At 70.0% G+C, this 25,319-nt stretch carries 22 protein-coding genes; 2 read left to right on the forward strand and 20 right to left on the reverse strand.

Going from position 1 to position 25,319, the window contains the following annotated elements; translation table 11 throughout:
• Positions 1-2 precede the first annotated feature (2 nt).
• Together DLJ59_RS10705 and DLJ59_RS10710 are read right to left on the reverse strand one after the other, a co-directional pair.
• Complete coding sequence (locus tag DLJ59_RS10705) at positions 3-710, reverse strand: anti-sigma factor family protein (protein WP_124772354.1); 708 nt, start codon at positions 708-710, stop codon at positions 3-5.
• The gene (locus tag DLJ59_RS10710; RefSeq protein WP_244235950.1) at positions 707-1,201 is read right to left on the reverse strand and encodes a sigma-70 family RNA polymerase sigma factor; all 495 of its coding nucleotides are present in this window, start codon (positions 1,199-1,201) and stop codon (positions 707-709) included. The genes DLJ59_RS10705 and DLJ59_RS10710 overlap by 4 nt, the downstream gene beginning before the upstream one ends.
• A 249-nt stretch (positions 1,202-1,450) precedes the next feature.
• Between DLJ59_RS10710 and DLJ59_RS10715 the strand changes: the two genes are divergently transcribed.
• Positions 1,451-3,580: a PhoX family protein gene (locus DLJ59_RS10715; protein WP_124772356.1), complete on the forward strand. Its 2,130-nt coding sequence runs from the start codon at positions 1,451-1,453 to the stop codon at positions 3,578-3,580.
• A gap of 103 nt (positions 3,581-3,683) precedes the next feature.
• Here DLJ59_RS10715 and DLJ59_RS10720 read toward each other — a convergent pair whose 3' ends face one another.
• Positions 3,684-4,466 (reverse strand): IclR family transcriptional regulator, encoded by a 783-nt coding sequence (locus tag DLJ59_RS10720; RefSeq protein WP_124772357.1) that lies wholly within the window; start codon positions 4,464-4,466, stop codon positions 3,684-3,686.
• Positions 4,467-4,620: 154 nt separating this feature from the next.
• On the opposite strand from DLJ59_RS10720, the gene DLJ59_RS10725 reads away from it, so the two are divergent.
• Positions 4,621-5,844, forward strand: a complete 1,224-nt coding sequence (locus tag DLJ59_RS10725) for an MFS transporter (RefSeq protein ID WP_124772358.1) — start codon at positions 4,621-4,623, stop codon at positions 5,842-5,844.
• On the opposite strand, the gene DLJ59_RS10730 is transcribed toward DLJ59_RS10725, so the two are convergent.
• From DLJ59_RS10730 to DLJ59_RS10810, 17 genes are all read right to left on the reverse strand, one after another.
• Positions 5,820-6,902: a polyprenyl synthetase family protein gene (locus tag DLJ59_RS10730; RefSeq protein WP_124772359.1), complete on the reverse strand. Its 1,083-nt coding sequence runs from the start codon at positions 6,900-6,902 to the stop codon at positions 5,820-5,822. The genes DLJ59_RS10725 and DLJ59_RS10730 overlap by 25 nt on opposite strands.
• Before the next feature lie 90 nt (positions 6,903-6,992).
• Positions 6,993-8,546 carry an NADH-quinone oxidoreductase subunit NuoN gene (gene nuoN / locus DLJ59_RS10735; RefSeq protein WP_124772360.1) on the reverse strand — a complete coding sequence of 518 codons (1,554 nt, stop codon included), beginning with the start codon at positions 8,544-8,546 and terminating at the stop codon, positions 6,993-6,995.
• Positions 8,543-10,078 (reverse strand): NADH-quinone oxidoreductase subunit M, encoded by a 1,536-nt coding sequence (locus DLJ59_RS10740; protein ID WP_124772361.1) that lies wholly within the window; start codon positions 10,076-10,078, stop codon positions 8,543-8,545. The genes nuoN and DLJ59_RS10740 overlap by 4 nt, the downstream gene beginning before the upstream one ends.
• 64 nt (positions 10,079-10,142) lie before the next feature.
• Entirely contained in the window at positions 10,143-12,068 is a 1,926-nt protein-coding gene (nuoL, locus tag DLJ59_RS10745) for an NADH-quinone oxidoreductase subunit L (RefSeq protein WP_124772362.1), read from the reverse strand.
• 12 nt (positions 12,069-12,080) lie between these two features.
• On the reverse strand, positions 12,081-12,380 hold the full coding sequence (gene nuoK, locus DLJ59_RS10750; RefSeq protein WP_030334139.1) for an NADH-quinone oxidoreductase subunit NuoK: 300 nt from the start codon (positions 12,378-12,380) through the stop codon (positions 12,081-12,083).
• 58 nt (positions 12,381-12,438) lie between these two features.
• On the reverse strand, positions 12,439-13,212 hold the full coding sequence (locus DLJ59_RS10755; RefSeq protein ID WP_124772363.1) for an NADH-quinone oxidoreductase subunit J: 774 nt from the start codon (positions 13,210-13,212) through the stop codon (positions 12,439-12,441).
• The gene (gene nuoI / locus DLJ59_RS10760; RefSeq protein ID WP_124772364.1) at positions 13,209-13,850 is read right to left on the reverse strand and encodes an NADH-quinone oxidoreductase subunit NuoI; all 642 of its coding nucleotides are present in this window, start codon (positions 13,848-13,850) and stop codon (positions 13,209-13,211) included. Before nuoI ends, DLJ59_RS10755 begins: the two co-directional genes overlap by 4 nt.
• A 1-nt stretch (position 13,851) precedes the next feature.
• Positions 13,852-15,204 (reverse strand): NADH-quinone oxidoreductase subunit NuoH, encoded by a 1,353-nt coding sequence (gene nuoH / locus DLJ59_RS10765; protein WP_124772365.1) that lies wholly within the window; start codon positions 15,202-15,204, stop codon positions 13,852-13,854.
• A complete protein-coding gene (locus DLJ59_RS10770; protein ID WP_124772366.1) occupies positions 15,201-17,714 on the reverse strand; it encodes an NADH-quinone oxidoreductase subunit G in 2,514 nt (837 codons plus the stop codon). Before DLJ59_RS10770 ends, nuoH begins: the two co-directional genes overlap by 4 nt.
• Positions 17,715-17,769: 55 nt before the next feature.
• A complete protein-coding gene (gene nuoF / locus DLJ59_RS10775; protein WP_124772367.1) occupies positions 17,770-19,086 on the reverse strand; it encodes an NADH-quinone oxidoreductase subunit NuoF in 1,317 nt (438 codons plus the stop codon).
• Positions 19,083-20,246, reverse strand: a complete 1,164-nt coding sequence (gene nuoE, locus DLJ59_RS10780) for an NADH-quinone oxidoreductase subunit NuoE (RefSeq protein ID WP_124772368.1) — start codon at positions 20,244-20,246, stop codon at positions 19,083-19,085. The genes nuoF and nuoE overlap by 4 nt, the downstream gene beginning before the upstream one ends.
• On the reverse strand, positions 20,243-21,568 hold the full coding sequence (locus tag DLJ59_RS10785) for an NADH-quinone oxidoreductase subunit D (protein WP_124772369.1): 1,326 nt from the start codon (positions 21,566-21,568) through the stop codon (positions 20,243-20,245). Before DLJ59_RS10785 ends, nuoE begins: the two co-directional genes overlap by 4 nt.
• Before the next feature lie 55 nt (positions 21,569-21,623).
• Entirely contained in the window at positions 21,624-22,361 is a 738-nt protein-coding gene (locus DLJ59_RS10790; protein WP_124772370.1) for an NADH-quinone oxidoreductase subunit C, read from the reverse strand.
• A complete protein-coding gene (locus tag DLJ59_RS10795) occupies positions 22,358-23,035 on the reverse strand; it encodes a NuoB/complex I 20 kDa subunit family protein (RefSeq protein WP_124772371.1) in 678 nt (225 codons plus the stop codon). The genes DLJ59_RS10790 and DLJ59_RS10795 overlap by 4 nt, the downstream gene beginning before the upstream one ends.
• A gap of 14 nt (positions 23,036-23,049) precedes the next feature.
• A complete protein-coding gene (locus tag DLJ59_RS10800) occupies positions 23,050-23,415 on the reverse strand; it encodes an NADH-quinone oxidoreductase subunit A (RefSeq protein WP_007454588.1) in 366 nt (121 codons plus the stop codon).
• A gap of 135 nt (positions 23,416-23,550) precedes the next feature.
• Positions 23,551-24,828 (reverse strand): geranylgeranyl reductase family protein, encoded by a 1,278-nt coding sequence (locus tag DLJ59_RS10805; protein ID WP_124772372.1) that lies wholly within the window; start codon positions 24,826-24,828, stop codon positions 23,551-23,553.
• Positions 24,829-24,967: 139 nt separating this feature from the next.
• The gene (locus DLJ59_RS10810) at positions 24,968-25,192 is read right to left on the reverse strand and encodes a hypothetical protein (RefSeq protein ID WP_124772373.1); all 225 of its coding nucleotides are present in this window, start codon (positions 25,190-25,192) and stop codon (positions 24,968-24,970) included.
• Positions 25,193-25,319 lie beyond the last annotated feature (127 nt).

Genomic DNA, 25,319 nt, shown 5'->3' on the forward strand with positions numbered 1-25,319 from the left:
GGTTAGGGGACTGCGTAGGTTAGGAGGGGGGTGCCGTCGGCTTTTTGCAGCTCCACGCTTACCAGCTCGGCGTCGGTGAACCTGGTGGCACCGGTGAAGCTGAGGTCGTCGCCGGGGGCAGCCAGCCAGGAGCCGATCTGCTCGGTGGCACCGTTCGGGCCCCGCGCCACCAGCCGGAACGGATACGCCTTGCCGTAACTCGTCCGCGCGTCGTACCCGCAGCGCATGGTCACCTCGGTACCCCACTTGGTGCCGGTGAGCCCGAGGTCGGCGTGCACCGGCCCGGCGGCGGCCACCGGTCTCATGGCCACCATCGACACCTGCGGGGCCGGAGTGCCCTGCGCACCGGGGGGCCCGACCAGTCGAGGCAGCGCCGCGGCGGTGCCCACGCCGACCAGCAGCGCCAGCCCGGCGGCGGCCAGTGTGGTCAGTGCGTACCGTCGCCGGTCCGCGGCGCGTTCCCGACGACGGCGCTGGCGGGCCTCGGCGAGCAGCGCGGGCACCCGCGGTGGGGCCGGCGGCGGCAGGATCTGCTCCAACCCCGCCGGGTCGAGGCGCCCGAGCAACCCCGGCAGGACGGCGATCTCGGCGACCGCCTCCCGACACGAGGCGCAGCCGCTGAGGTGCCGCTCGTAGGCCGCCCGCTCCGCAGGGGCCAGGGCGCCCAGCACGTACGCGCCGTCGTCGTACGCGAACTCGCACCCGGTCATCCCGTCACCCCCATCTCGGCCAGGACCAACCGTAGAGACCGCAACGCGTAGTGGGTGCGGGACTTCACGGTCCCTGGCGGCACGCCCAGGCGGGACGCCGCCTCGGCCACCGATCGCCCCTGGTAGAAGCACTCGACCAGCACTTCCCGGTGGGTCGGGCTGAGCCGGTTCAGCGCCTCGGCGACGGTCCAGGCCTCCACCGCCCGTTCGGCCTCGTCGATCGCCTCGGGCGGTTCGGGCAGATCGTCGGTGAACACCTCGCCGACCCGGGTGGATCGCCGCCGCCACGCGTCGATGGCCAGGTTCCGGGCGGTGGTGAACAGCCAGGACCGCACCGATCCGCGCCTCGGGTCGAGTGACTCCGGATGTCGCCAGGCCCGCAGCAGCGTCTCCTGGACCAGGTCCTCGGCCCGCTGCCGGTCCCCGTTGACCAGCCGCAGGGCATGGGCGTACAGCGCCTCCGCGTGCTCGTCGTGCAGCGCGCGCAGCAGTTGGGCGTCGTGGTCGCTGATGGCGGTCTCCTCGCTTCCGGCGCGCGTCCGGCGGTGGCGTCCGCCCGGGAATACGTGCGGTCACGCCAATCGGTTCAGCCCGAGGTCAGGCCGGCAGCGTGGTGGTTGCCGCCCACGGAGGTGTTCATGCCCGGTTCACACGGTGGCCGACGCGCGCTCACCACGCCCTCCTAGCGTCCGGCTGGTACGCCGCCTGTCGTGTCACCGACTTCTACGGAGGCCTCTCCCATGAGCGACCGTCCCCGGCTGCTCCCCCTGTTGACCGGTGCCCGTCATGGCACCCGTGACGCCATGACCTGTCTGTACCGGTGCGGAAACGCCTGTGACCACCCGGTCCCGAACACCTCCGACAACGCGTACTTCGGCGACGTGGTGAACGCCGAGATGTCCCGGCGTGGTGTGGTCCGGGCCGGCGCGGTGGGCGCGCTGGTGCTCGGTTTCGGCGGCGCGGCGGCGGGTGCGCTCGCCGGTGCCGCCCCGGCCCTGGCCGCCCCGACCACCACCCCGGACGCCCCGCAGGCCTTCGGTTTCGGCCGCCCCAGCACCGGAGTTGGCAACGGCGCGCTGACCTTCAAGCCGATTCCACCGAACACGTTGGACACCCTGGTCGTGCCAAACGGCTACGACCACGTCGTGGTGATCAAGTGGGGTGACCCGGTGTTGCCGGGCGCGCCGGACTTCGACCTGCACCACCAGACCGCCGCCGCGCAGTCCAGGCAGTTCGGTTACAACAACGACTTCGTGGGTGTGCTGTCGCTGGACAAGCAGGGCAGGCGGGCGCTGCTCGTGGTCAACCACGAGTACACCAACGAGGACCTGATGTTCCCGGGCTTCTCCGGCCTGGACGGGCTCTCCGTGGAGCAGTTGCGCACCGCGATGGCCGCGCACGGCATGTCCGTGGTGGAGCTTGAGCGGGTCGCGGGCACCGGGCAGTGGCAGCCGGTCAACAAGGGTCCGCGACCGTACAACCGGCGGGTCACCGCCCTGAGCACGAAGTTCGAGCTGACCGGCCCGGCCGCCGGCTCCGCCTGGCTGAAGACCGCCGCCGACCCCAAGGGCCGCACGGTCGTCGGCACGTTGAACAACTGCGCCGGCGGCGTGACCCCGTGGGGCACCGTGCTGTCCGGCGAGGAGAACTTCAACCAGTACTTCGTGGGCGCCGACGCCGCCCCGGCCGAGCTGAAGCCGAAGCTGGACCGGTACGGCATCAGCACCGCCAGCCGCTACCCGAGCGGCAGCCGCAAGTGGGAACGCGCGGACGAGCGCTTCGACCTGGCGAAGCACCCCAACGAGGCGCACCGGTTCGGTTGGATCGTCGAGATCGACCCGTTCGACCCGGAGAGCCGCCCGCGTAAGCACACCGCGCTGGGCCGGTTCAAGCACGAGGGCGCCAACGTGATCGTCGCGAAGGACGGCCACGTGGTCGCGTACATGGGCGACGACGAGCGGTTCGACTACCTCTACAAGTTCGTCTCGGACAAGAAGTTCATGAAGGGCAACTCCTGGGCTGCCCGCAAGCACAACCTGACCCTGCTGGAGTCCGGCACGCTCTACGTGGCGAAGCTCGACCAGACCAGCGCCACCGAGATCGACGGCTCGGGCAAGCTCCCCACCGACGGCGCGTTCAACGGCCGGGGTCGCTGGATCAGGCTGGTCAGCGGCAACCGGTCCTTCGTCGACGGGATGACCGCCGCCGACGTGCTCACCTTCACCCGGCTCGCCGGTGACAAGGTCGGCGCGACCAAGATGGACCGCCCCGAGGACGTCGAGCCGAGCCTGCTCACCGGCAAGGTGTACGTGGCGTTGACCAACAACACCAACCGGGGCGTCGGCAGCAGCCCGAAGGCGGACGAGGCCAACCCGCGCAACGCCAACAAGCACGGGCAGATCCTGGAACTCATCGAGGACCGCAACGACAACGCCTCGGAAACCTTCACCTGGTCGCTGCCGATCGTCTGCGGCGACCCGACCGACCCGTCGACCTTCTTCGCCGGGTACGACAAGACCAAGGTGTCCCCGATCTCCTGCCCGGACAACGTCGCCTTCGACGCCACCGGCAACCTCTGGATCTCCACCGACGGCAACGCGCTAGGCAGCAACGACGGCCTGTTCGCCACCGCGGTGGAGGGTCCGGAGCGAGGTCACCTCAAGCAGTTCCTGACCGTGCCGCTCGGCGCGGAGACCTGCGGCCCGTTCATCACCGGCGACAACCGCTCTGTCTTCGTCGCGGTGCAGCACCCGGGCGAGATCACCGGGGCCTCGGTGGAGAACCCGGCCTCGAACTGGCCGGACGGTGACTACGCCAAGCCGGGCGTGGTGGTCACCTGGCGCCTCGACGGCGGCCCGGTGGGCAGCTGAGGTCGTACCCGCGGCCGAAAGGCCGGTGACGTTGTTCTCGGCGGTCCGGCGCTGGACCGCCCCGAGAGGCCCTCTCCCAGCCGGGGAGAGGGCCTCTCGGCGATCAGTTGTCGGCGGCGATGCCGTCGGCCACGCCGCGCGCCACGGTGAGCAGCTTGGCGCGTACCACCCGGGCGGAGGTCATCATCTCGCTGGCCGGCAACGCGCAGGCCAGCACGGTACGGCGTTCCATGTCCTTGTCCGGCGCGACGAGCACCGCCGCGCAGGCCACCCCCTGCCGGAACTGCCCCATCTCCAGCTGCATACCGCGCCGGTCGCCGGCGGCCAGGTCGGCCTCGAAGCTCTCGGTGGTGGTCAGCGTGGCGGTGGTGAACGGGCGCATGCCGTACTCGCGCAGGTAGCGGTAGCGCTGGTCGCTCGTGAGGGTGGCGAGCAGCGACTTGCCGAGAGCCGTGGCGTGCGCCCCCTCGTCGAAGCCGGGGACCAGGTCCTCCAGGTGGGGCGAGCGGTGCCCCTCGGCGACCGCGGTCAGGGCCACCTGGCCGCCGACGAACCGACCAAGGTAGTGGCTGTAGCCGGTGTCCAGGGCGGCCCGCCGCAGCGTCTCGCCGACCGCCGGCGGGCCCCGGAACGCGGTCACCAGCTCGCGGTACCGGTCGGCCACCTCCAACCCCACGATGTACGTGCCGTCCTCGCGCCGGATCACGTAACCCTCGTAGGCGAGGGTGCGGACCAGGTGGTAGGTGGTGGCCACGGTCAGCTCACAGCGCCGGGCGATCTGCTTGACGGTCAGGCCCTTCGGGGCGCGACCGACCGACTCCAGCACCCGTAGCGCTCGGGACACGCTGCGAATCAGGTCCGAAGGTTCTGCCAAGGGGTCGCGCACAACCACCTCCGCCGCCGGGGACTTACACCATATGAAAAACAGGCCCGGTGCGAAATGCCTGTTCGGGTCGAGGATGCCAGATCACCATCCACTGCTTGTGCCCTGCCGGTCACCAGGAGTGCTCTGAGCGGGGCTCACGTAGGTTTGCCGAACGATGAACAAAACCTCCATCACCCCCGAACCGGCCACCGCCCAACCCCACCCGGTCCGGGCGAGCGCTGGCGCAGTCGTCACCACCGTGGCCTGCGTACTTCCCGTTTTCCTGCTCGGTGGGCTCGCCGTGCAGATGGGCACCGACCTCGGCTTCTCACCGGCCGGCCTGGGCCTGGCCGTCTCCGTCTACTTCGGGGTCAGCGCGCTGGCCTCGGTGCCCTCCGGTCGCCTGGTCGAGCGGTACGGACCGCCCCTGGTAGCCCGCTGCGGCATTCTGCTGGCCGCCGGGTCGATGCTGGCCGTGGCCGCCTTCGCCCGGTCGTACCCGGTGCTGGTCGGCCTGCTGGCGCTCAGCGCCGCCGCGAACGCGCTGGGCCAACTGGCCAGCAACGCCGCGCTGGCCCAGCACGTGCCGGCCCGACGGCAAGGGCTGTCGTTCGGGGTCAAGCAGGCCGCCATCCCGGTCTCCACCCTGCTGGCCGGGGTGGCCGTGCCCACCGTCGCACTCACCGCCGGCTGGCGTTGGGCGTTCGTGGCCGCAGCCGTCGCCGCGTTGACGGCGCTCGCCGCCGTACCCCGGCAACTACCCGGCATGGCCCGGCGGGCCGGTGCCACCGGCGCTGGGCGGGCGACGGCGGCGCTGATGGTGATCGGCGCGGCGGCGACGTTGGCGTCGGGCGCGGCCAACTCACTGGGCACCTTCCTGGTGGACTCCGCCGCAGCCCGGGGCCTGTCGCCGGGCCTCGCCGGTCTCACCCTGACCCTGGGCAGCGCGGTCTGCGTGGCGGCTCGGGTGGGCACCGGCTGGTTGGCCGACCGCCGCGACACCGGTCACGTCGCCATCATCGCCGCGATGCTGCTCGTCGGCGCGGTCGGGCTGGGCCTGCTCGCGTTGACCGGCTCGGTGCCGCTGGTCGTCGGTGTGGTGCTCGGCTTCGGCCTGGGCTGGGCCTGGCCCGGCCTGATGAACTTCGCGGTGGTCCGGCTCCACCCACAGTCACCGGCCACCGCCACCTCGATCACCCAGACCGGGGTGTACGCGGGCGGCTGTCTCGGCCCGTTGAGCCTGGGCCCACTCGCCGCCCATTTCGGCTACCCGGCGATGTGGACCATCGCGGCCGTGGCGATGCTGCTCGCCGCCGCCTTCATGCTCGTCGGCAGCCGACTGTTGACCCGCGCCACCACGGGCCGGGGCGTGGATCAGCTGGTGCGGTCGGCGATGTAGTCGCAGAGCGACTCGAGCGCGCTGCGGGACGGGCCGTGCGGCAGCGGGGCGAGCTGCGCGCGGGCCTCCTCGGCGTAGCTGCGCACGGTCTCCCGGGCCCGCTTGAGCGCCGGGCTCTCCCGCAGCAGCCCCAACGCCTCGGCGTGCAGCGCGTCGTCGGTCAACGGGCCGGTCGCCAGGATCTCCCGCAGACGCACCGACGACGCGTCGGAGTCGTCCGCCTCACAGGCGTAGAGCACCGGCAGCGTCGGGACACCCTCGCGCAGGTCCGTGCCGGGGGTCTTGCCCGACTGCACCGAATCTGAGGCGATGTCCAGCAGGTCGTCGGAGAGTTGGAAGGCCACGCCGATCGTCTCGCCGTACCCGGCGAGGGCCTCCACGTGCTCCGGGGCGGCACCACCGAACATCCCGCCGAATCGAGCCGACGTGGCGATCAGCGAGCCGGTCTTCTCGGCGATGACGTGCAGGTAGTGGGCCACCGGGTCGTCATCGGCGCGCGGCCCCACGGTCTCCGCGATCTGACCGTGCACCAGCCGGGCGAAGGTGCGCGCCTGCAACCGGACCGCCTCGGGGCCCAGATCGGCGGCGATGTCCGCCGCGCGGGCGAAGAGGTAGTCGCCGACCAGGATGGCGACCGAGTTGGTCCACCGGGAGTTCGCGCTCGGCGCCCCCCGGCGGACAGCGGCCTCGTCCATCACATCGTCGTGGTAGAGGGTGGCGAGGTGAGTGAGCTCCATCACCACAGCGGCCGGGACCACCGGCGCGGCGGTCGGGTCACCGAACTGGGCGCCGAGCGCCACCAGCAACGGTCGGAAACGCTTCCCGCCGGCCTCGACGAGGTGCCGGGCAGCCTCGTTGACGAACGGATCGGCGCTGGACACGCTGGCCCGCAACTCGACCTCGACCGTGTCGAGCAGGCCCAGCACGGACGCCTCGACACGGGCATCGGCGAGGTTGAGGCCAAGCGCGCCGAACTGACTCGTGCTCGCCCGACCCCGCCGACCGGAGCCGGAGGCACCTGAACGCTCGCCCGCCGGATTCACCACGCTATCAACCATGCCACACCCGTTCGACCTGCTCCGGGCCGGGGATACGCACCGGGGGCCGGCACGTGAACACGTGCCGACCCCCGGTGAGCGATCCTCTGACTATCGAACGAATTCGGCGGCTCCGGCGGCCAGATCGAGCAGCGGCGCCGGGGCGACCCCCAACACCAGGGTCGCCAGCACACCGATCATCAGCGCGGCGGAGGTGAGCCCACCGGGCACGGTGACGGTCGGGGTGGACTCGCCCGGCTCGGAGAGCCACATCATCACCACGACCCGCAGGTACGGGAACGCGAGCACCATGCTGGTCAGCACACCGGCGATCACCAGCCAGGCCTGGCCACCCTCCAGCGCCGGCCCGAAGATGGCGAACTTGCTGGTGAATCCGCTCGTCAGCGGAATACCGGCGAAGGCGAGCAGGATGAACGTGAACAGCGCGGCGAAGAACGGCGACCGCCGGCCCAGCCCGGCCCAGCGGGACAGGTGGGTGGCCTCGCCGTCCTCGTCGCGTACCAGCGTCACCACGGCGAACGCGGCCAACACCGAGAAGCCGTACGCGACCAGGTAGAACATCGTGCCGGCGAGCCCGTCGCGGCTCGGTGCCAACACACCGACCAGCAGATAGCCGGCGTTGGCGATCGAGGAGTACGCGAGCAGCCGCTTGATGTCGGTCTGGGTGACCGCGAGCACCGCACCCACCAACATGGTCAGCACCGCCACCGCGCCGAGGACCGGGGTGAAATCCCAGCTGGCGTCGGCGAACGCGACCTGGAAGACGCGCAGCAGCGCACCGAACGCGGCGACCTTGGTGCAGGCCGCCATGAACCCGGTGACCGGGGTCGGAGCGCCCTGGTAGACGTCCGGGGTCCAGACGTGGAACGGGGCACCCGCCGCCTTGAAGAGCAGACCGATGGCGAGCAACGCCATGCCGGCGAAGAGCAGCACCGGGCTGGCCGGCGAATCGCTCACCGCCGCGTGGATGGTGGCGAAGTTGACGCCGGCCGGGCGGCCCGGGATGCCGGCGGTGAAGCCGTAGATCAGGGCCACGCCGAACAGGAAGAACGCGGAGGCGTACGCGCCGAGCAGGAAGTACTTCATCGCCGCCTCCTGGCTCAGCAGGCGCCGGCGACGGGCCAGCGCGCAGAGCAGGTAGAGCGGCAGGGAGAAGACCTCCAACGCGATGAACATGGTCAGCAGGTCGTTCGCCGCCACGAAGATCAGCATGCCGCCGATCGCGAACGTGGTGAGCGGGTAGACCTCGGTGAGACCGTTACGCCCCTCGGCCTGCCGCCGGTCGTCGGCCGACTCGGCGGTCACCGCGGCCTGGGCGACGAACGCCCCGCCCCGCTCGACCGAGCGGTCACCGATCAGCAGCAGCGCCATCGCGGCCAGCACCAGGATCGCGCCCTGGAGGAAGAGCGTCGGCCCGTCGATCGCCAGGGCCTGCCCGGCGGTGATGATCCGCTCGTCGGCGCTGAGGACCACCATGGTCAACGCCGCGAGCACCGCGAGCAGCGCCAGCGTCAACTGCACCAGGTGCCGCCAGCGCCGAGGCACCAGGGCCTCGACCAGCACACCGAGCAGCGCGGCGCCCAGCATGATCAGGATCGGAGCGATCGCCGCATAGTCGATCGACGGCAGTTTCAACTCGGTCACTTTGCCGCCTCCTGGACGGTGCCGCCCACGGACGGTGCCGGGTCGGTTCTGCCGATGTCGTCCATGGTCGCCTGGACGGCGGGGTTGATCACGTCAGTGACCGGCTTGGGGAAGAAGCCGAGCAGCACGATCAGCGCGATCAGCGGGGCGACCACTACCTTCTCGCGCAGGTTGAGGTCCCGGCGCATGCCGTCGACCTCGGTCAGTGCCGGGTTGAGGGTGCCCTGGGTGGTGCGCTGCACCATCCACAGCACGTACGCGGCGGCCAGGATGATGCCGAGCGTGGCGATGACCGCGACCGGCTTGTTCACCGTGAAGGTGCCGATCAGCACCAGGAACTCGGAGATGAACGGTGCCGTACCGGGCAGCGCCAGCGAGGCGAGACCGGCGAAGAAGAGCACCCCGGCAAGCAACGGGACCAACTTGCCCGCCCCACCGAAGTCGCTGATCAGCGACGAACCACGCCGGGCGATCAGCATGCCCACCACCAGGAAGAGCAGGCCGGTGGCCAGCCCGTGGTTGAGCATGTAGAGCACCGCGCCGGTGCCGGCCTGGGTGGTGAAGGCGAAGATGCCCACCCCGATGAAACCGAAGTGCGCGATCGAGGTGTACGACACGAGCCGCTTGAGGTCGTTCTGGCCGACCGCCAGCAGCGCCGCGTAGACGATGCCGATCACGCCCAGGGCCAGCGCCCACGGCGCGAACCACTTCGACGCCTCGGGGAACAGCGGCAGGCAGTAACGCAGGATGCCGAAGGTGCCGACCTTGTCCAGCACGCCGACGAGCAGCGCCGCCGCGCCCGCCGGGGCGGCACCACCGGCGTCCGGCAGCCAGGTGTGGAACGGGAAGAACGGGGCCTTGATGGCGAACGCGAGGAAGAAGCCGAGGAACAGCCACCGCTCGGTGCCGGTGCTGATGTCGACCTGCGAGAGCGCCTGCCAGTCGAAGGTCTTCCCGCCGACCACCCAGAGGCCGATCACCGCGGCCAGCATGAACAGACCACCGACGAGCGAGTAGAGGAAGAACTTCACCGCCGCGTACTGCCGCTGGTGGCCGCCGTAGCTGCCGATCAGGAAGTACATCGGGACGAGCATGACCTCGAAGAACACGTAGAACAGGAAGACGTCGGCGGCCGCGAAGACGCCGATCATCGTGCACTCGAGGACCAGCAGCAGCGCGAAGTAGACGGGCACCGACCGCTTCGACGATTCCGCGTCGTGCCAGGAGGCCAGGATCACCAGCGGCACCAGCACCGCGATCAGCATCAGCATCACCAGCGCGATGCCGTCGGCGGCGAAGGTGAAGCTGACGCCCCAGTTCGGGATCCACGAGTACGACTCGTGGAACTGGAACCGCTGACCGTCGGCCTTGAAGCTGACCCACATCACCACCGAGAGCACCAGCACCAGCAGCGACCAGGCGAACGCCACCTGCTTGGCCAGCTCCGGGCGGTGGCGCGGCAGGAAGGCCACCACCAGGGCGCCCACCAGCGGCGCCACGGTGAGCACCGAGAGGAACGGGAAGTTGGACATTATGCGGCCTTACCTCCGTCGTCACTGCGTGGTCCGCCGGCGGGGGCGGGCGTATTGAGGTCGATCACGCCAACCACCCCGCCTGCACCGCCAGGAACGCCGCCATCACCAGCAGCGCACCGGCCAGAATCGAGGTGGCGTACGAGCGGACAAAGCCGGTCTGCATCCGGCGGAGGCGACCCGAGCCACCGCCGACCGCGGCGGCGAGCCCGTTGACGAGCCCGTCGATACCCCGGTTGTCGAGGTAGACCAGTGCCCGGGTGAGGAAGATGCCCGGCTTCTCGAAGACCGCCTCGTTGACCGCGTCGGTGTAGAGGTTGCGCCGGGCGGCGGTGACCAGCACCCCGGCCGGCTGCGGCGCGGTGGCCGTGCCGGCCCGGAACAGGAACCAGGCGAGCCCGGCACCGAGCACGGTGACCAGCAGCGACAGCGTGGTGATCACCGCGTGCGAGAGGACCGCCTCGTGTTCGGCATGTTCGCCGCCGAGCCCGGCGGTCTCCGTCAGCCAGTCCGGCACGGAGGTGGCGAGCAGGAAGCCGGCGCCGACCGACCCGACCGCCAGGAGGATCAGCGGGATGGTCATCAGCTTCGGCGACTCGTGCGGGTGCTCGATGTCCTCGGTCCACCGCTGCGGGCCGTGGAAGGTGAGCACGAACAGCCGCGTCATGTAGAACGCGGTCAGCCCGGCGCCGATCAGCGCCGCACCGCCGAAGAGCCAGGCGGTCCAGTCCTCCCGCTCGAAGGCAGCCACGATGATCGGCTCCTTGGAGAAGAAGCCGGAGAACGGGAACATGCCGATGATGGCCAGCCAGCCCATCATGAAGGTCAGCCAGGTGATCTTCATGTACTTCGACAGCCCACCGAAGCGGCGGAGGTCGACCTGGTCCTTCATTCCGTGCATGACCGAGCCGGCGCCCAGGAACATGTTGGCCTTGAAGAAGCCGTGCGCCAGCAGGTGCACGATGGCCAGCGCGTACGCCGCGCCGCCCAGGCCGACACCGAGGAACATGTAGCCGATCTGGCTCACCGTCGACCAGGCGAGCACCCGCTTGATGTCGTCCTTGGCCGCGCCGATGATGCAGCCGATCAGCAGGGTGAGCGCGCCGACGCTGACCACCACGAGTTGCAGGGTCGCGTTGGCGGAGAAGATCGGGTTGGACCGGGCGATCAGGTAGACGCCCGCGGTGACCATGGTGGCGGCGTGGATGAGCGCCGACACCGGGGTCGGACCCTCCATCGCGTCCGGCAACCACGCCTGGAGCGGGAACTGACCGGACTTACCGGCCGCGCCGAGCAGCAGCAACAGCCCGAGGACCAGCACGGTGGTGCCGGTCAGGGCGCCGACACCGGTGAACACCTCGTCGTACTGGGTGGTGCCCAGGGTGGCGAACATGATGAAGATGCCGATGGCCAGGCCGGCGTCGCCGACCCGGTTCATCAGGAACGCCTTCTTGCCGGCGGTGGCCGCGCTCGGCCGCTCGGTCCAGAAGGAGATCAGCAGGTACGACGCCAGACCGACGCCCTCCCAGCCGAAGTACAGCATCACGTAGTTGTTGCCGAGCACCAGCAGCAGCATGGCCGCGACGAACAGATTGAAGTACGCGAAGAACCGACGACGGCCCGCGTCGTGCGACATGTACTCCACCGCGTACAGGTGGATCAGGAAACCCACCCCGGTGATCAGCAGTACGAAGACCGCGGCCAGCGGGTCGAAGAGCAGGCCGAAGTCGACGCGCAGATCCCCGACCGCGATGAAGTCCCAGAGGCTCAGCTCGACCGACTTGTTCTCCAGGCCACGCAGCTGAAAGAAGAAGCTCAGGCCGAGCACGAACGCGGCGCCGATGGCGGCGACGCCCAACCAGTGCCCCCAGCGGTCGGCCCGGCGGCCGAGCAGCAGCAGGATGGCCGCGCTGACCAGCGGGATCGCCACCAGCAGCCAGACGCCCCCAAGCAGCCCCGTGGCCTGGGCGTATTCCACAGTCTCTTCCACCGGTGGACCCCTCTAGTACTTGAGCAGGTTGGCGTCGTCGACACTCGCTGAGCGTCGCGTCCGGAAGATGGACATGATGATCGCGAGCCCGACCACGACCTCGGCCGCCGCCACCACCATCACGAAGAACGCCATGATCTGGCCGTTGAGGTCACCGTTGATCCGGCTGAAGGTGACCAGCGTCAGGTTGGCCGCGTTGAGCATCAGCTCCACGCACATGAACAGCACGAGCGCGTTGCGCCGGACGAGCACCCCGGCGGCGCCGATGGTGAACAGCACCGCCGCGAGCACCAGGTAGTAGTCAGGCGTCATGGCTGAGCTGTCCTTTCGTTCGCGACTGCGGGGCTCCGCTTCGCTGCACTCCTCGCGCTCACCGTTGGTCCGTGCCTTTCAGCGTGGTCTCCTGCGCGGTCAGCTCCCGCACGGGCAGGATGTCCGGCGTGCTCCGCTCGGAGAGGCGACCGTCCGGCAGTCGGGCCGGGGTGGCCACCGAGGACGAGGTCGCGAAGACGCCGGGGCCCGGCTTGGGGCCGGGGTAGTTGCCCGGCGCGAAACGGGCCCGCATCGTCGACACCTGGTCGACCTTGTCCTGCTTGCGGCGCTCGACGTGCGCGAGCACCATGGCACCGACCGCCGCGGTGATCAGCAGCGCCGAGGTCAGCTCGAACGCGAACACGTACTTGGTGAAGAGCAGTCGGGCGATGCCCTGCACGTTGCCCTCCGCGTTGGCCTGCTCCAGGCCGACCGCGGTGGTCCCCTCCAGCGCCCGGTAGAGCGCGCCGCCGACCAGACCGGCGAAGCCCAACCCGAGCACGATCGCGGCGACCCGCTGGCCGCGCAACGTCTCGATCAGCGAGTCGGTGGAATCCCGACCGACCAGCATCAGCACGAAGAGGAAGAGCATCATGATCGCGCCGGTGTAGACGATGATCTGCACCATGCCGATGAACGGCCCGGCCTGGAGCACGTAGAACACACCCAGACAGAGCATGGTGAGCACCAGCCACAGCGCGGAGTGCACCGCGTTGCGCGCGGCCACCATCCCGATCGCGCCGATCAGTGCGAGCGGCCCGAGGATCCAGAAGGTGACCTCCTCGCCACCGGACACCCCACCCGCCGCGGCCAGCACCGTAGACGTGGTCATGCTTTCTCTCCCTTGCCGGCCGCGACCCGCTGGGCGGCCTGCTCGGCGCCCGGGAACGTCACGCCGGGGTGCTCCTCGACCTGGTAGCGGCCGGGGCCCATCGGCGAGGTCTCCGCACCGGCGGAGGTGCCCGGGTTGTCCAGCGCGCCGACGTAGTAGTCCTTCTCGCTGTCACCCAGCCGCATCGGGTGCGGCGGCTGCTCCATGCCCTCAAGCAACGGCGCGAGCAACTGCTCCTTGGTGAAGATCAGGTCCTGCCGGTTGTCCCGGGCCAGCTCGTACTCGTTGCTCATGGTCAGCGAACGGGTCGGGCAGGCCTCGATGCACAGCCCGCAGAAGATGCACCGGGCGTAGTTGATCTGGTAGTTGCTGGCGTACCGCTCACCCGGCGAGAAGCGCTGCTCATCGGTGTTGTCGCCACCCTCGACGTAGATCGCGTCCGCCGGGCAGGCCCAGGCGCACAGCTCACAGCCGATGCACTTCTCCAGGCCGTCCGGGTGCCGGTTGAGGATGTGCCGCCCGTGGTAGCGCGGCGCCGACACCGGCGGCTTGAACGGGTAGTCGGTGGTGACGACCTTCCTGAACATGTGCGAGAAGGTGACACCGAATCCCTTGAACGTTCCGGTGATCGCGCCCACGTCACACCTCCCTGGAGTCCGAGCCGGCAACGATGTTGGCCGGCTCCCGCTCGGCGACCACGCGCGTGATACGCGGGCTCGGTGGTACCTGTAGATCCATCGGCGGCAGCGGGAAGCTCCCGTACGGCCGGCTGTCGACCTGTTCCTGCGTCGTCGGCTTCGGCTGCGGTTTCCGGCTCGGCCAGAAGATCGTGGCGATCAGCAGGATGCCGGCCGGAATGCCGACTGCGATCATCTTGCCGCGGGTGTCCCAGTCCTCGATGGACCGCAGGCCCGACAGGACCAGGATCCAGACCAGGTTGATCGGCAGCAGCACCTTCCAGCCGAGGCGCATGAACTGGTCGTAGCGCAGCCGGGGCAGCGTGCCGCGCAGCCACACGAAGACGAAGACCAGCGCGATCACCTTGCCGAAGAACCAGAGCATCGGCCACCAACCGGAGTTGGCGCCCTCCCAGATGGTGATCGGCCAGGGTGCCCGCCACCCACCCAGGAACAGCGTGGTGGTGACCGCGGACATGGTCACCATCGCGACGTACTCGCTGAGCATGAAGAGCGCGAACTTCAGCGAGCTGTACTCCGTCATGAAGCCGGCGACCAGTTCGGACTCGGCCTCGGGCAGGTCGAACGGCGCCCGGTTGGTCTCACCCACCGTGGCGATGAAGAAGATGATGAAGCTGGGCAGCAGCAGGATCGCGTACCAGCCGGGGGCCGGCAGCTCGAAGCCGCCGATGCTGAGCTGCGTCCCGTGGGCCTGCTTGGCGACGATCCCGCTGGTGCTCATCGTGCCGGCGGTCATGAAGACCGCCACGATGGACAGGCCCATGGCGACCTCGTAGGAGATCATCTGGGCGCTCGACCGTAGGCCACCGAGCAGCGGGTACGTCGAACCGGAGGCCCAACCGCCCAGCACGATGCCGTAGACGCCCATCGACGAGCAGGCGAGCAGCAGCAGCACCGCCACCGGCACGTCGGTGACCTGCAACGGCGTGTGGTGGCCGAAGATGCTCACCATCGGGCCGAACGGCACCACCGACAGGGCGGTGACCGCGCAGATCACCGAGATGGTCGGGGCGAAGAAGTAGACGACCTTGTCGGCCGCCTTCGGGAGGATGTCCTCCTTGAAGGCCATCTTCAGACCGTCGGCCAGGGTCTGCAGCAGGCCGAACGGGCCGACCTGGTTGGGGCCGGGCCGCACCTGCATGTAGCCGACCACGCGCCGCTCGAACCAGACACCGAGCAGGGTGGCCAGCAGCCCGAAGGCGAACGCGAAGACAATCTTGCCGAGCACCAGCCACCACGGATCCCGGCCGAAGTCGGCCAGCGTCGGATCCTGGGCGAGGATTGACGAAGTCACTGGTTACCCCCGGAATTGAGGAGCGGGCCCGGGAGACCGGTCTCGTCGGCCGCCACGCGCCCGGCCGGGATGGCCGTACTCGCCGCGGGGACGGAGATCCGGACGACCGCGCCGGACGTCGCCCCGAGGCTGCGTCGCACTGTCGAACCGGGTGAGTTGGTCGGCAGCCAGACCACGCCGTCCGGCATCTCGGTGAGTTCCGCCGGCAGGGTCAGTGCTCCCCGGTCGGTGCCGACCGTGACGGCGTCACCGTCGACCACACCGAGCGCCTCGGCGGTGCCCTTACCCAGCCGGACCACCGGCGGACGGGCGGTCCCGGCGAGGTTCTCGTCGCCCTCGGTCAGCGTGCCGAGGTCGACCAGTTGGTGCCAGGTAGCCAGTACCGCTTCCCCGGCGTTCGGGTGCGGCACCCGGCCCGGCGCGACCGACGGTGCGGTCGGCCGAGACATCCGGGTCGCCGGCAGCGTGCCCAGCTCGCGTCGCACGCTCGGCACGTCGGCCGTGCCGAGGCGCACGTCGAGCAGCGCGGCCAGCGCGTCGAGCACGCGGCCGTCGGTCATCGCGGAGGTGTTCAGCACCGCGTCGAACGGGCGCAGCCGGCCCTCCCAGTCCAGGAAGCTGCCGGCCTTCTCGGCCACCGGGGCGACCGGCAGCACCACGTTCGCCCGGCGGGTCACCGCGCTGGCCCGCAACTCCAGGCTGACCAGGAACGGCACCGCGTCCAGGGCGGACTCGGCCAGTCGCGGGTCGGCCAGGTCGGCCGGGTCGACACCGCCGACGACCAGCGCGCCGAGCTGCCCGTTGGCGGCCGCGGCCAGGATGCCGTCGGTGTCCCGGCCGGCCTGGCTCGGGATCACCCCGGCCGGAATGTCCCACGCCTCACCCAGCTCGGCCCGCGCGGCCGGCTCGGTGACCAGGCGCCCACCGGGGAGCAGGTTGGGCAGGCAGCCCGCGTCGACCGCGCCGCGGTCACCTGCGCGCCGCGGCACCCAGGCCAGCTTCGCGCCGGTACGCCGGGCCACGTCGGCAGCGGCGGAGAGCCCACCCGGCACGGTGGCCAACCGCTCGCCGACGATCAGGATCGCGCCCGGCGCGCTCAGCGCCTCGCTGACCGTGGCGTGCTCGGCGAGCACGCTGGCCTCCTCGCCCGGCACCACCCGGGCCAGCTTGGCACCGAGCTTCTCCAGGCCACGGGTGGCGAAGGGCGCCAGCGCGTACACCGTCAGGGTCTTCTTCAGGTACGCCTTGCGCAGCCGCAGGAAGAGGATCGGGCACTCCTCCTCGGGCTCCAGGCCGACCAGCACCACCGCCGGCGCGTTCTCCACGTCGGTGTAGGTGACGTCGGTGACCCCGGCGACCGAGCTGGCCAGGAAGTCGGCCTCCTCGCGGGAGACCGGCCGGGCCCGGAAGTCGATGTCGTTGGTGTTCAACGCGACCCGGGCGAACTTGGCGTACGCGTACGCGTCCTCGACGGTCAGCCGACCGCCGGTGAGCACCGCCGTGCCCTGCCCGCTCTCCCGAGCCGTGTGCAGCCCCTCGGCGGCGACGGTGAGCGCCTCGCTCCAGGACGCCTCGCGCAGCTCACCGGTCTGCTCGTCGCGGACCAGCGGAGTGGTCAGCCGGTCGGCGGCGCGGGTGTACTGGAAGCCCCACCGGCCCTTGTCGCAGTTCCACTCCTCGTTCACCGCCGGCTCGTCGCCGGCCAGCCGGCGCAGCACCTTGCCGCGCCGCCAGTCGGTGCGCTGCCCGCAGCCGGCCGAGCAGTGCTCGCAGACGCTCGGGCTGGAGACCAGGTCGAACGGGCGGGCCCGGAAGCGGTACTGGGCACCGGTCAGCGCACCCACCGGGCAGATCTGCACGGTGTTGCCGGAGAAGTAGGAGTTGAACGGGACGTCCCCGCTGTCATCCCCGGACTCTGCGCCGTACGCGTCGTCCCGGTAGATGTTGATTTCCTCAGCGGACGACCGGCCCATCAGGTCGATGAACTTGTCGCCGGCGATCTCCTCGGAGAACCGGGTGCACCGCTGGCAGAGCACGCACCGCTCGCGGTCCAGCAGCACCTGGCTGCTGATCGCCACCGGCTTCTCGTACTCCCGCTTGTGCTCGTGAAAGCGCGAGTCGGTGCGGCCGGTGGACATCGCCTGGTTCTGCAGCGGGCACTCACCGCCCTTGTCACACATCGGGCAGTCCAGCGGGTGATTGAGCAGCAGCAGCTCCATCACCCCCTCCTGCGCCTTCTTGGCCACCGGGGAGGTGAGCTGGGTACGCACGACCATGCCGTCGGCGACGGTCTGGGTGCAGGAGGCGACCGGCTTGCGTTGCCCCTCCACCTCGACCAGGCACTGCCGGCACGCGCCGGCCGGAGCCAGCAGCGGGTGGTCGCAGAACCGGGGGATCTCGGTGCCCATCTGCTCGGCGACCCGGATCAGGAGCGTCCCCTTGGGGGCGGTGACCTCGACGCCGTCGATGGTGAGGGTGACGGTCTCAGTCTGCTTGACTACGTCGGTCATCAGAGTCGCCTTTCATTCGCGACTGCGGGACTCGCAAGCTCATTCCTCGCGCTCATCAGTGCGCCCCTACCAGGGTCTTCTCCGACAGCTTGGGTGCGGTCCGACCCTCGATGTAGTCGAGGTAGTCCTGCTTGAAGTACTGCAGCGAGGAGGTCACCGAGCTGGTCGCCCCGTCACCCAGGCCGCAGAACGAGCGGCCGAGGATGTTGTCGCAGGTGTCCAGCAGGGTGTCCAGGTCTTCGTGGGTGCCCTGACCGGCGAGGATCCGCCGGTAGACCCGGACCATCCAGTAGTTGCCCTCGCGGCACGGGGTGCACTTGCCGCACGACTCGTGGTGGTAGAACTCCAACCACCGGTACGTCGCGTAGACCGGGCAGTCCTGGTCGGAGAAGATCTGCGTGGCCGTGGTGCCGAGGATCGAGCCGGCCGCCGCCACCCCCTCGAAGTCCAGTGGCACGTCCAGGTGCTCGGCGGCGAGCAGCGGGGTGGACGAGCCACCCGGGGTCCAGAACCGCAGGTTGTGGCCGGGTTGCATGCCACCGGCCAGCTCAAGCAGTTCGCGCAGCGTGACACCCATCGAGCACTCGTACTGGCCGGGGTTGGCGACCCGGCCGGAGAGCGAGTAGATCATCGGCCCGGAGGACTTCTCGGTGCCCATGCTCTTCCACCAGTCGGCCCCACCGAGCACGATCGGCGGCACGCTGGCGATGGTGCCGACGTTGTTCACCACCGTCGGGCTGGCGTACAGGCCGTGGGTGGCCGGGAACGGCGGGCGCAGCCGGGGCTGACCCCGGAACCCCTCCAGCGAGTCCAGCAGCGCCGTCTCCTCGCCGCAGATGTACGCCCCGGCGCCGGAGTGCACCACCAGCTCCAGGTCGTAGCCGGTGCGCAGGATGTTCCGGCCCAGGTAACCCTTGTCGTACGCCTCCTGGACCGCGTTGCGCAGCCGACGCGCGGCGTGCACCGCCTCGCCCCGGATGTAGATGTAGGCGCGGGCCGCCCGGATCGCGTACGACGCGATGATCACGCCCTCGACCAGCGCGTGCGGGTCGTGGGTCATCAGCGGCAGGTCCTTGCAGGTGCCCGGCTCGCCCTCGTCGGCGTTGACCACCAGGTAGTGCGGCTTGCCGTCGCCCTGCGGGATGAAGCCCCACTTGAGGCCGGTCGGGAAGCCGGCGCCACCTCGGCCCCGCAGCCCGGAGTCCTTGATCAGCTGGATCAGGTCGTCCGGGTGGGCCTTGAGCGCCTTGCGCAGCGCGGCGTAGCCGTCCAGCTGCTCGTACGTGCCGATCCGCCAGGCGTCCGGCGACAGCCAGCGCTTGGTCAGCACCGGCGTCAGCTTGGCCAGCGTCTCCGGGCGGGGAGTGGTCACTTCTGGGCCCCCGTTTCGTTCGCGTCCGCCGGTCCGGCGCCGTCGGCGTCCGTCTCGGCCTTCGCTTCGGTGAGGTTGCGCTCCTGCGCCCCGGCCTCGTCGCCGGCGGGCTTGCCGTCGCCGGCCGGCACGTTGGCCGCCACTCCGGCGGCCTCGGCGGACCGGGCGTCGTCAGCCTCGGGCGCGGTGCCGGTGGCGTCCGCCGGGACCTTCGTGCCGGGCGCGTCCGGAACCGCGGTGTCCGCGTTCGGCTGCCGGGTCTCGGCGGTACGCACCTGCGGCGACTTGTCGTCCGGTGCCTTCACGTCCGGGGCGGTGCTGCCGGTGGCATCGGCCGGCTTCGCCGGCTCGGCGACCCCCGTCGGGGCGGACGCCCCGTCGCCACCCTTGACCGGTGCCGCGCTGGCCTCGGCGGGCGCCGGCTTGGCGGCCTCTGCCTTCGCCTTCGCCTCGGCGGCGGCCTTGTCGGCCTCGGCCTTGCTGCGGATCGGGGTGTTCGGGTCGAAGCCCGGCACCGAGACGCCGTGCTGCTGGGCCAGCCGCAGCCCACGCAGGGTGGGCTCGCCCGGCCCACCGTCGGCGACCGCACCGTCGCGCTCGTCGGCGAAACCGGCGAGCTGCACCGCCATCTCCTTGAGGGTGCAGAGCCGCGCGCCCCGGGTCGGCATCGGCCGCCCACCGGCCCGCAGCTCGTCGACCACCCCGACCGCGGTGGAGGCGTCCACGCCGTCGAAGAAGTCGTAGTTGACGGTCATCACCGGGCCGTAGTCACACGCCGCCAGGCACTCGGCGTGCTCCAGCGTGATCGTGCCGTCGGCGGTGGTCTCGTCGTGCCCGACGCCCAGGTGCTCGGCGAGGGTGTCGTAGACCTCCTGGCCGCCGAGCACGTTGCACATGGTGTTGGTGCAGACGCTGACCAGGAAGTCACCGGTCGGCTTGCGCTTGTACATCGTGTAGAAGGTGGCCACCGCGCCGACCTGGGCCTTGTTCAGCCCCAGCACCTCGGCGCAGAACGCGACCCCGGCCGGGGAGACGTACCCCTCTTCGGCCTGCACCAGGTGCAGCAGCGGCAACAACGCCGAGCGGGACCGGTCCGCCGGGTAACGGGCGATGATCTCGCGCGCCCGCTCCCGGGTCTCGTCAGTGAAAACAACACTCATCGGTCACAACCACCCATCACCGGGTCCAACGAGGCACCGCCGGCGATCACGTCGGCGATCAGACCGCCCTCGGCCATCGCCGGGAGGGCCTGGAGGTTGACGAAGCTCGGCTCCCGGTAGTGCACCCGGTAGGGCCGGGTGCCACCGTCGGAGACCGCGTGCACGCCCAACTCGCCGCGGGGCGCCTCGATGGCGACGTACACCTGGCCGGGCGGGACCCGGAAGCCCTCGGTCACCAGCTTGAAGTGGTGGATCAGCGACTCCATCGACTGACCCATGATCTTCGCTACGTGCTCCAGCGAGTTGCCCATGCCGTCCACGCCGATGGCCAGCTGGGCCGGCCAGGCGATCTTGCGGTCGGCGACCATCACCGGGCCCGGACGGAGCCGGTCCAGCGCCTGCTCGACCAGCTTCATCGACTCCCGGATCTCGGCGAGCCGGACCTGGTAGCGACCCCAGACGTCACCGTCGGGGTGGGTCGGCACGTCGAACTCGTACGTCTCGTAGCCGCAGTACGGCATGGCCTTGCGCAGGTCCCAGGCGAGGCCGGCGGAGCGCAGCACCGGGCCGGTGATGCCGAGTGCCACACAGCCGGTGACGTCCAGCACCGCGACGTTCTTCGTCCGCTCGGTCCAGATCGGCTGCCCGGAGAGGAGGTCCTCGTACTCCTTGAGCTTCTTCGGCATCATCTTGAGGAACTCGCGGATCTTGACGACCGCGTCGTCCGGCACGTCCTGTGCCACACCGCCCGGCCGCACGTACGCGTGGTTCATCCGCAGACCGGTGATGGTCTCGAAGATGTCGAGGATGTACTCCCGCTCACGGAAGCCGTACAGCATGATCGAGATCGCGCCCAGCTCCATGCCGGTGGTGGCCAGCCAGACCAGGTGCGACGAGATCCGGTTGAGCTCCATCATCAGCACGCGGATGGTGGTGGCCCGCTCGGTGATGTCGTCGGTGATGCCGAGCAGCTTCTCGACGGCGAGTGCGTACGCGGTCTCGTTGAAGATCGGGGCGAGGTAGTCCATCCGGGTCACGAACGTCGAGCCCTGCACCCAGTTGCGGTATTCGAGGTTCTTCTCGATGCCGGTGTGCAGGTAGCCGACGACCGAGCGGGCCTCGCGGACCGTCTCGCCCTCGAGCTCCAGGATCAGCCGCAGCACCCCGTGCGTGGACGGGTGCTGCGGACCCATGTTGACCACGATCCGCTCGTCGTTGATCGGGTCGGTGCCCGAGACGATCGTGTCCCAGTCCCCACCGGTGACGGTGAAGACCCGACCCTCGTCGGTCTCGCGCTCGCTGGCGTAGTTCGACGTCGTCACAGTGCCGGCCCTCCGATCGCGACTGCGGGGCTGCGCTCCGCTGCACTCCTCGCGCTCACTGGTACGACCTCCGCTCGTTCGGCGGCTGGATCTCCGCACCCTTGTACTCGACGGGGATGCCGCCGAGCGGGTAGTCCTTACGCTGCGGGTGGCCCTCCCAGTCGTCCGGCATGAGGATCCGGGTCAGGCTGGGGTGGCCGTCGAAGACGATGCCGAACATGTCGTACGCCTCCCGCTCCTGCCAGTCCGCGGTCGGGTAGATGGCGGTCACGCTGGGCAGGTGCGGGGCCTCGACGGAGACCGCGGCCTCCAGCCGGACCCGCCGCCGGTACGTCATGGAGGTGAGCAGGTAGACCACGTGGAGCCGGCGTTCGTCGGCGCCCAGGTAGTCCACGCCGGACACCGACGAGCACAGCTCGAACCGCAGCGCCAGGTCGTCCCGCATCACCTGGCAGACCTCGGCGATCCGCTCCGGGCGTACGTGCAGGGTCAGCTCACCCCGGTCGACAACGACCTTCTCGATCGCGTCGTTGAAGGCCGGGTACGCCTCTTCCAGCGCGTCGCGGACCTCGTCGAAGTAGCCCCCGTACGGCCGGGACGCCTCCTCGATGGGCTGGCGCTGGCGGACCAGGCCGCCGTAGCCGGACACGTCGCCGGTGCCCTGGTTGCCGAACATCCCGCGCCCGGCCGGGCTGGCTGGCGGGAATTCGGCGGGGGCACCACTGCTGGCGCCGGCCGGCACCACCGGCAGCGGTACGCCGCCGTCGTTTGGCTTGTCCGTGGGTGACGTCATTTCGGGCCTACCTGCGGGTGGAGGTGGTTCTGAGCGTTCATCCAGTTCTCGATGCGCAGCTGCTCCTCGCGCCCCTCACGGACCGCCTTGGTCCACTCGGCGCGCCGGGCCTTGTCGTTGCGGTACGAGGACGGCATCGAGCCGTAGGGGACGACCGGAACGTCGCCGCGCTCCTGGCGGGCGGCGAGCATCTTGCGACCGTTCGGGCCCAGCGGCTCGTACATGATCTTCTCGCGGAGCTTGAGGATCGCGTCGATGAGCATCTCCGGCCGGGGCGGGCAGCCGGGGAGGTACATGTCGACCGGCACCACGTGGTCGACGCCCTGCACGATCGCGTAGTTGTTGAACATGCCGCCGCTACTGGCGCAGACGCCCATCGAGAGCACCCAGCGTGGCTCGGCCATCTGGTCGTAGATCTGGCGCAGCACCGGGGCCATCTTCTGACTCACCCGGCCGGCCACGATCATCAGGTCGGCCTGCCGGGGCGACGCCCGGAAGACCTCCATGCCCCAGCGGCCCATGTCGTAGTGCGGACCACCGGCGGCCATCATCTCGATGGCGCAGCAGGCCAGGCCGAAGGTGGCGCCCCACACGGACGACTTCCGAGACCAGTTGACCAGCTTCTCCACCGAGGTGAGCAGGACGCCGGCGGGAAGCTTCTCCTCGATGCCCATCTGACGTTCCTTCCTCAGTCCCAGTCCAGGCCGCCGCGCCGCCACACGTAGGCGTACGCAACGAAGACCGCGACGATGAACAGGACCATCTCCACGAAGCCGAAGATCGGCAGAGCGTCGAACGAGACCGCCCAGGGGTAGAGGAAGATGATCTCGATGTCGAAGACGATGAAGAGCATCGCCGTCAGGTAGAACTTGATCGGGAACCGCCCGCCGCCGACCGGCTGCGGGCTGGGCTCGATGCCGCACTCGTAAGCCTCGAGTTTGGCCTTGTTGTAGCGCCGGGGACCGGCGAAGCGGGCGGCGCCAACGGAAAACAGCGAGAACGCCGCGGCGAGGGCGAACAGCCCGATGATCGGTGCGTAAGGCGAGAGCGACATCGTTTTCTCCTGCTCGTCCTTCCCTGCCCTCGGTGCTTGACGAAAATCACACTATTCACGTCCCTCGCAGTGGCAGTCGGCGGGGGTCGATCTTTGTCGGCATCGGGGCCGTGACCAGCACCGATGCCGTCCTACTTATACGGCTGGCGCGACCTTCGTCATCGCGTTGATGACCCGGTCCATCGCGTCCCCGCCGCGCGGGTCGGTCAGGTTGGCCAACAGCTTGAGCACGAAACGCATCAGCGTCGGGTGCGGCATGCCGTGTTTGGTGGCGATCCGCATGATCTCGGGGCGGCCGATCAGTTTCACGAAGATGCCGCCCAGCCGGTAGTAGCCGCCGAGCCGGGCCTTCAGCTCGTTCGGGTACGCCAGCAGCGCGCGCTCCCGTTCCGGGCCGGCCGGTCGGGCGAGGGCCTGGACCACGACCTCCGCGGCCAGTTCGCCGGACTCCATCGCGTACGCGATGCCCTCACCGTTGAACGGGTTGACCATGCCGCCCGAGTCGCCGACCAGCAGCACGCCCCGCGTGTAGTGGGGCACCCGGTTGAAGCCCATCGGCAGTGCGGCACCCAGGATCGGGCCGTCGGCGTTGGTCTCGTCGGTCATCCCCCAGTCTTCCGGGGTGTTGGCGAGCCAGTCGGTGAGCAGCCGGCGGTAGTTGGTCTTGCCGAACGCCGAGGACGAGTTGAGCACGCCGAGACCGACGTTGACCCGACCGTCACCCAGACCGAAGATCCAGCCGTACCCGGGCAGCAGGTTGTCGCCGCTGTCCTTGCTGCGCAGCTCCAGCCAGGACTCCAGGTAGTTGTCCTCGTGCTTCGCCGGCGAGCGGTAGTAGCGGCGGACGGCGACGCCGATCGGCCGGTCCTCCCGCTTGGCCAGCCCGAGCGCGAGCGGGAACCGGCCGGAGACGCCGTCCGCCGCGACGACCAGCGGGGCGTGGAAGGTGGTCGGCTCCTTGCCCGGCCCGACCTCCGCCTCGACACCGGTGACCCGGCCATCGCCGTCGAGCACCGGGCCCAACACGTTGACGCTGGTCCGCAGCTTCGCGCCGGCGGCCACCGCCCGCTGGGCGAGCAGGTCGTCGAAGTCCAGTCGCGTTCGCACCAGGCCGTAGTTGGGGAAGCTGGCCAGCTCCGGCCAGTCCAGTTCGAGGCGCACCCCGCCGCCGATGACCCGCAGGCCGCGGTTGTGCAGCCAGCCGGCCTCGGGCGAGGTGTCCACACCCATCCGGATGAGCTGACGCACCGCGCGCGGGGTCAACCCGTCGCCGCAGACCTTCTCCCGTGGGAACTCGGTCTTCTCCAACAACAACACCCGTACGCCGTGCCGGGCCAGGTGGTACGCAGTCGCTGATCCACCGGGACCGGCGCCCACGACAATGACGTCGGCGTCGTGTTCCACCGCGGTCATTCGCGCCTCCTCCCGCATGCTCGTGAAATGCTTCACAAGCCAGACGGGACGAGTCTATGACCGACGTCATACCAGGGCAGGATCAGGGGTACCTAACTCGCCGATGTGACACTCCACCACCGTCCACAGCGGTCAGGTGTCAGGCCGAACTGGAGGCGTCCAGGCCCGCGTCGACCCGGATCGTCTCCGGCAGATGTTCACGGAGCGCCCCACCCGCGGCCCGGTCCAGTGCGGCCAGCACCTCGGCCACCACCTGCCGGACCTCGACCGGGTCGGCCCCGGCCAGCTCGCGCAACTGGGCGATGAGTTCGGCCGCGTCGTCGTCGGTGGCGGCCACCGGGTCCGCCGGGTCTGCTCCGGTCATGCGATCGAGCGTACGGGGCAAAGTGGACTAAAGGCCGATATTAGCGGAACCTGAATAATGTCCGTGGCCGTTGGCGCCCACCGTCGCTACTCGCGGATCCCCCGGTGCAGGTCCACCACGCCACCGG

It is taken from the genome of Micromonospora inaquosa (assembly GCF_003857055.1).
Classification (GTDB): Bacteria; Actinomycetota; Actinomycetes; order Mycobacteriales; family Micromonosporaceae; genus Micromonospora; species Micromonospora inaquosa.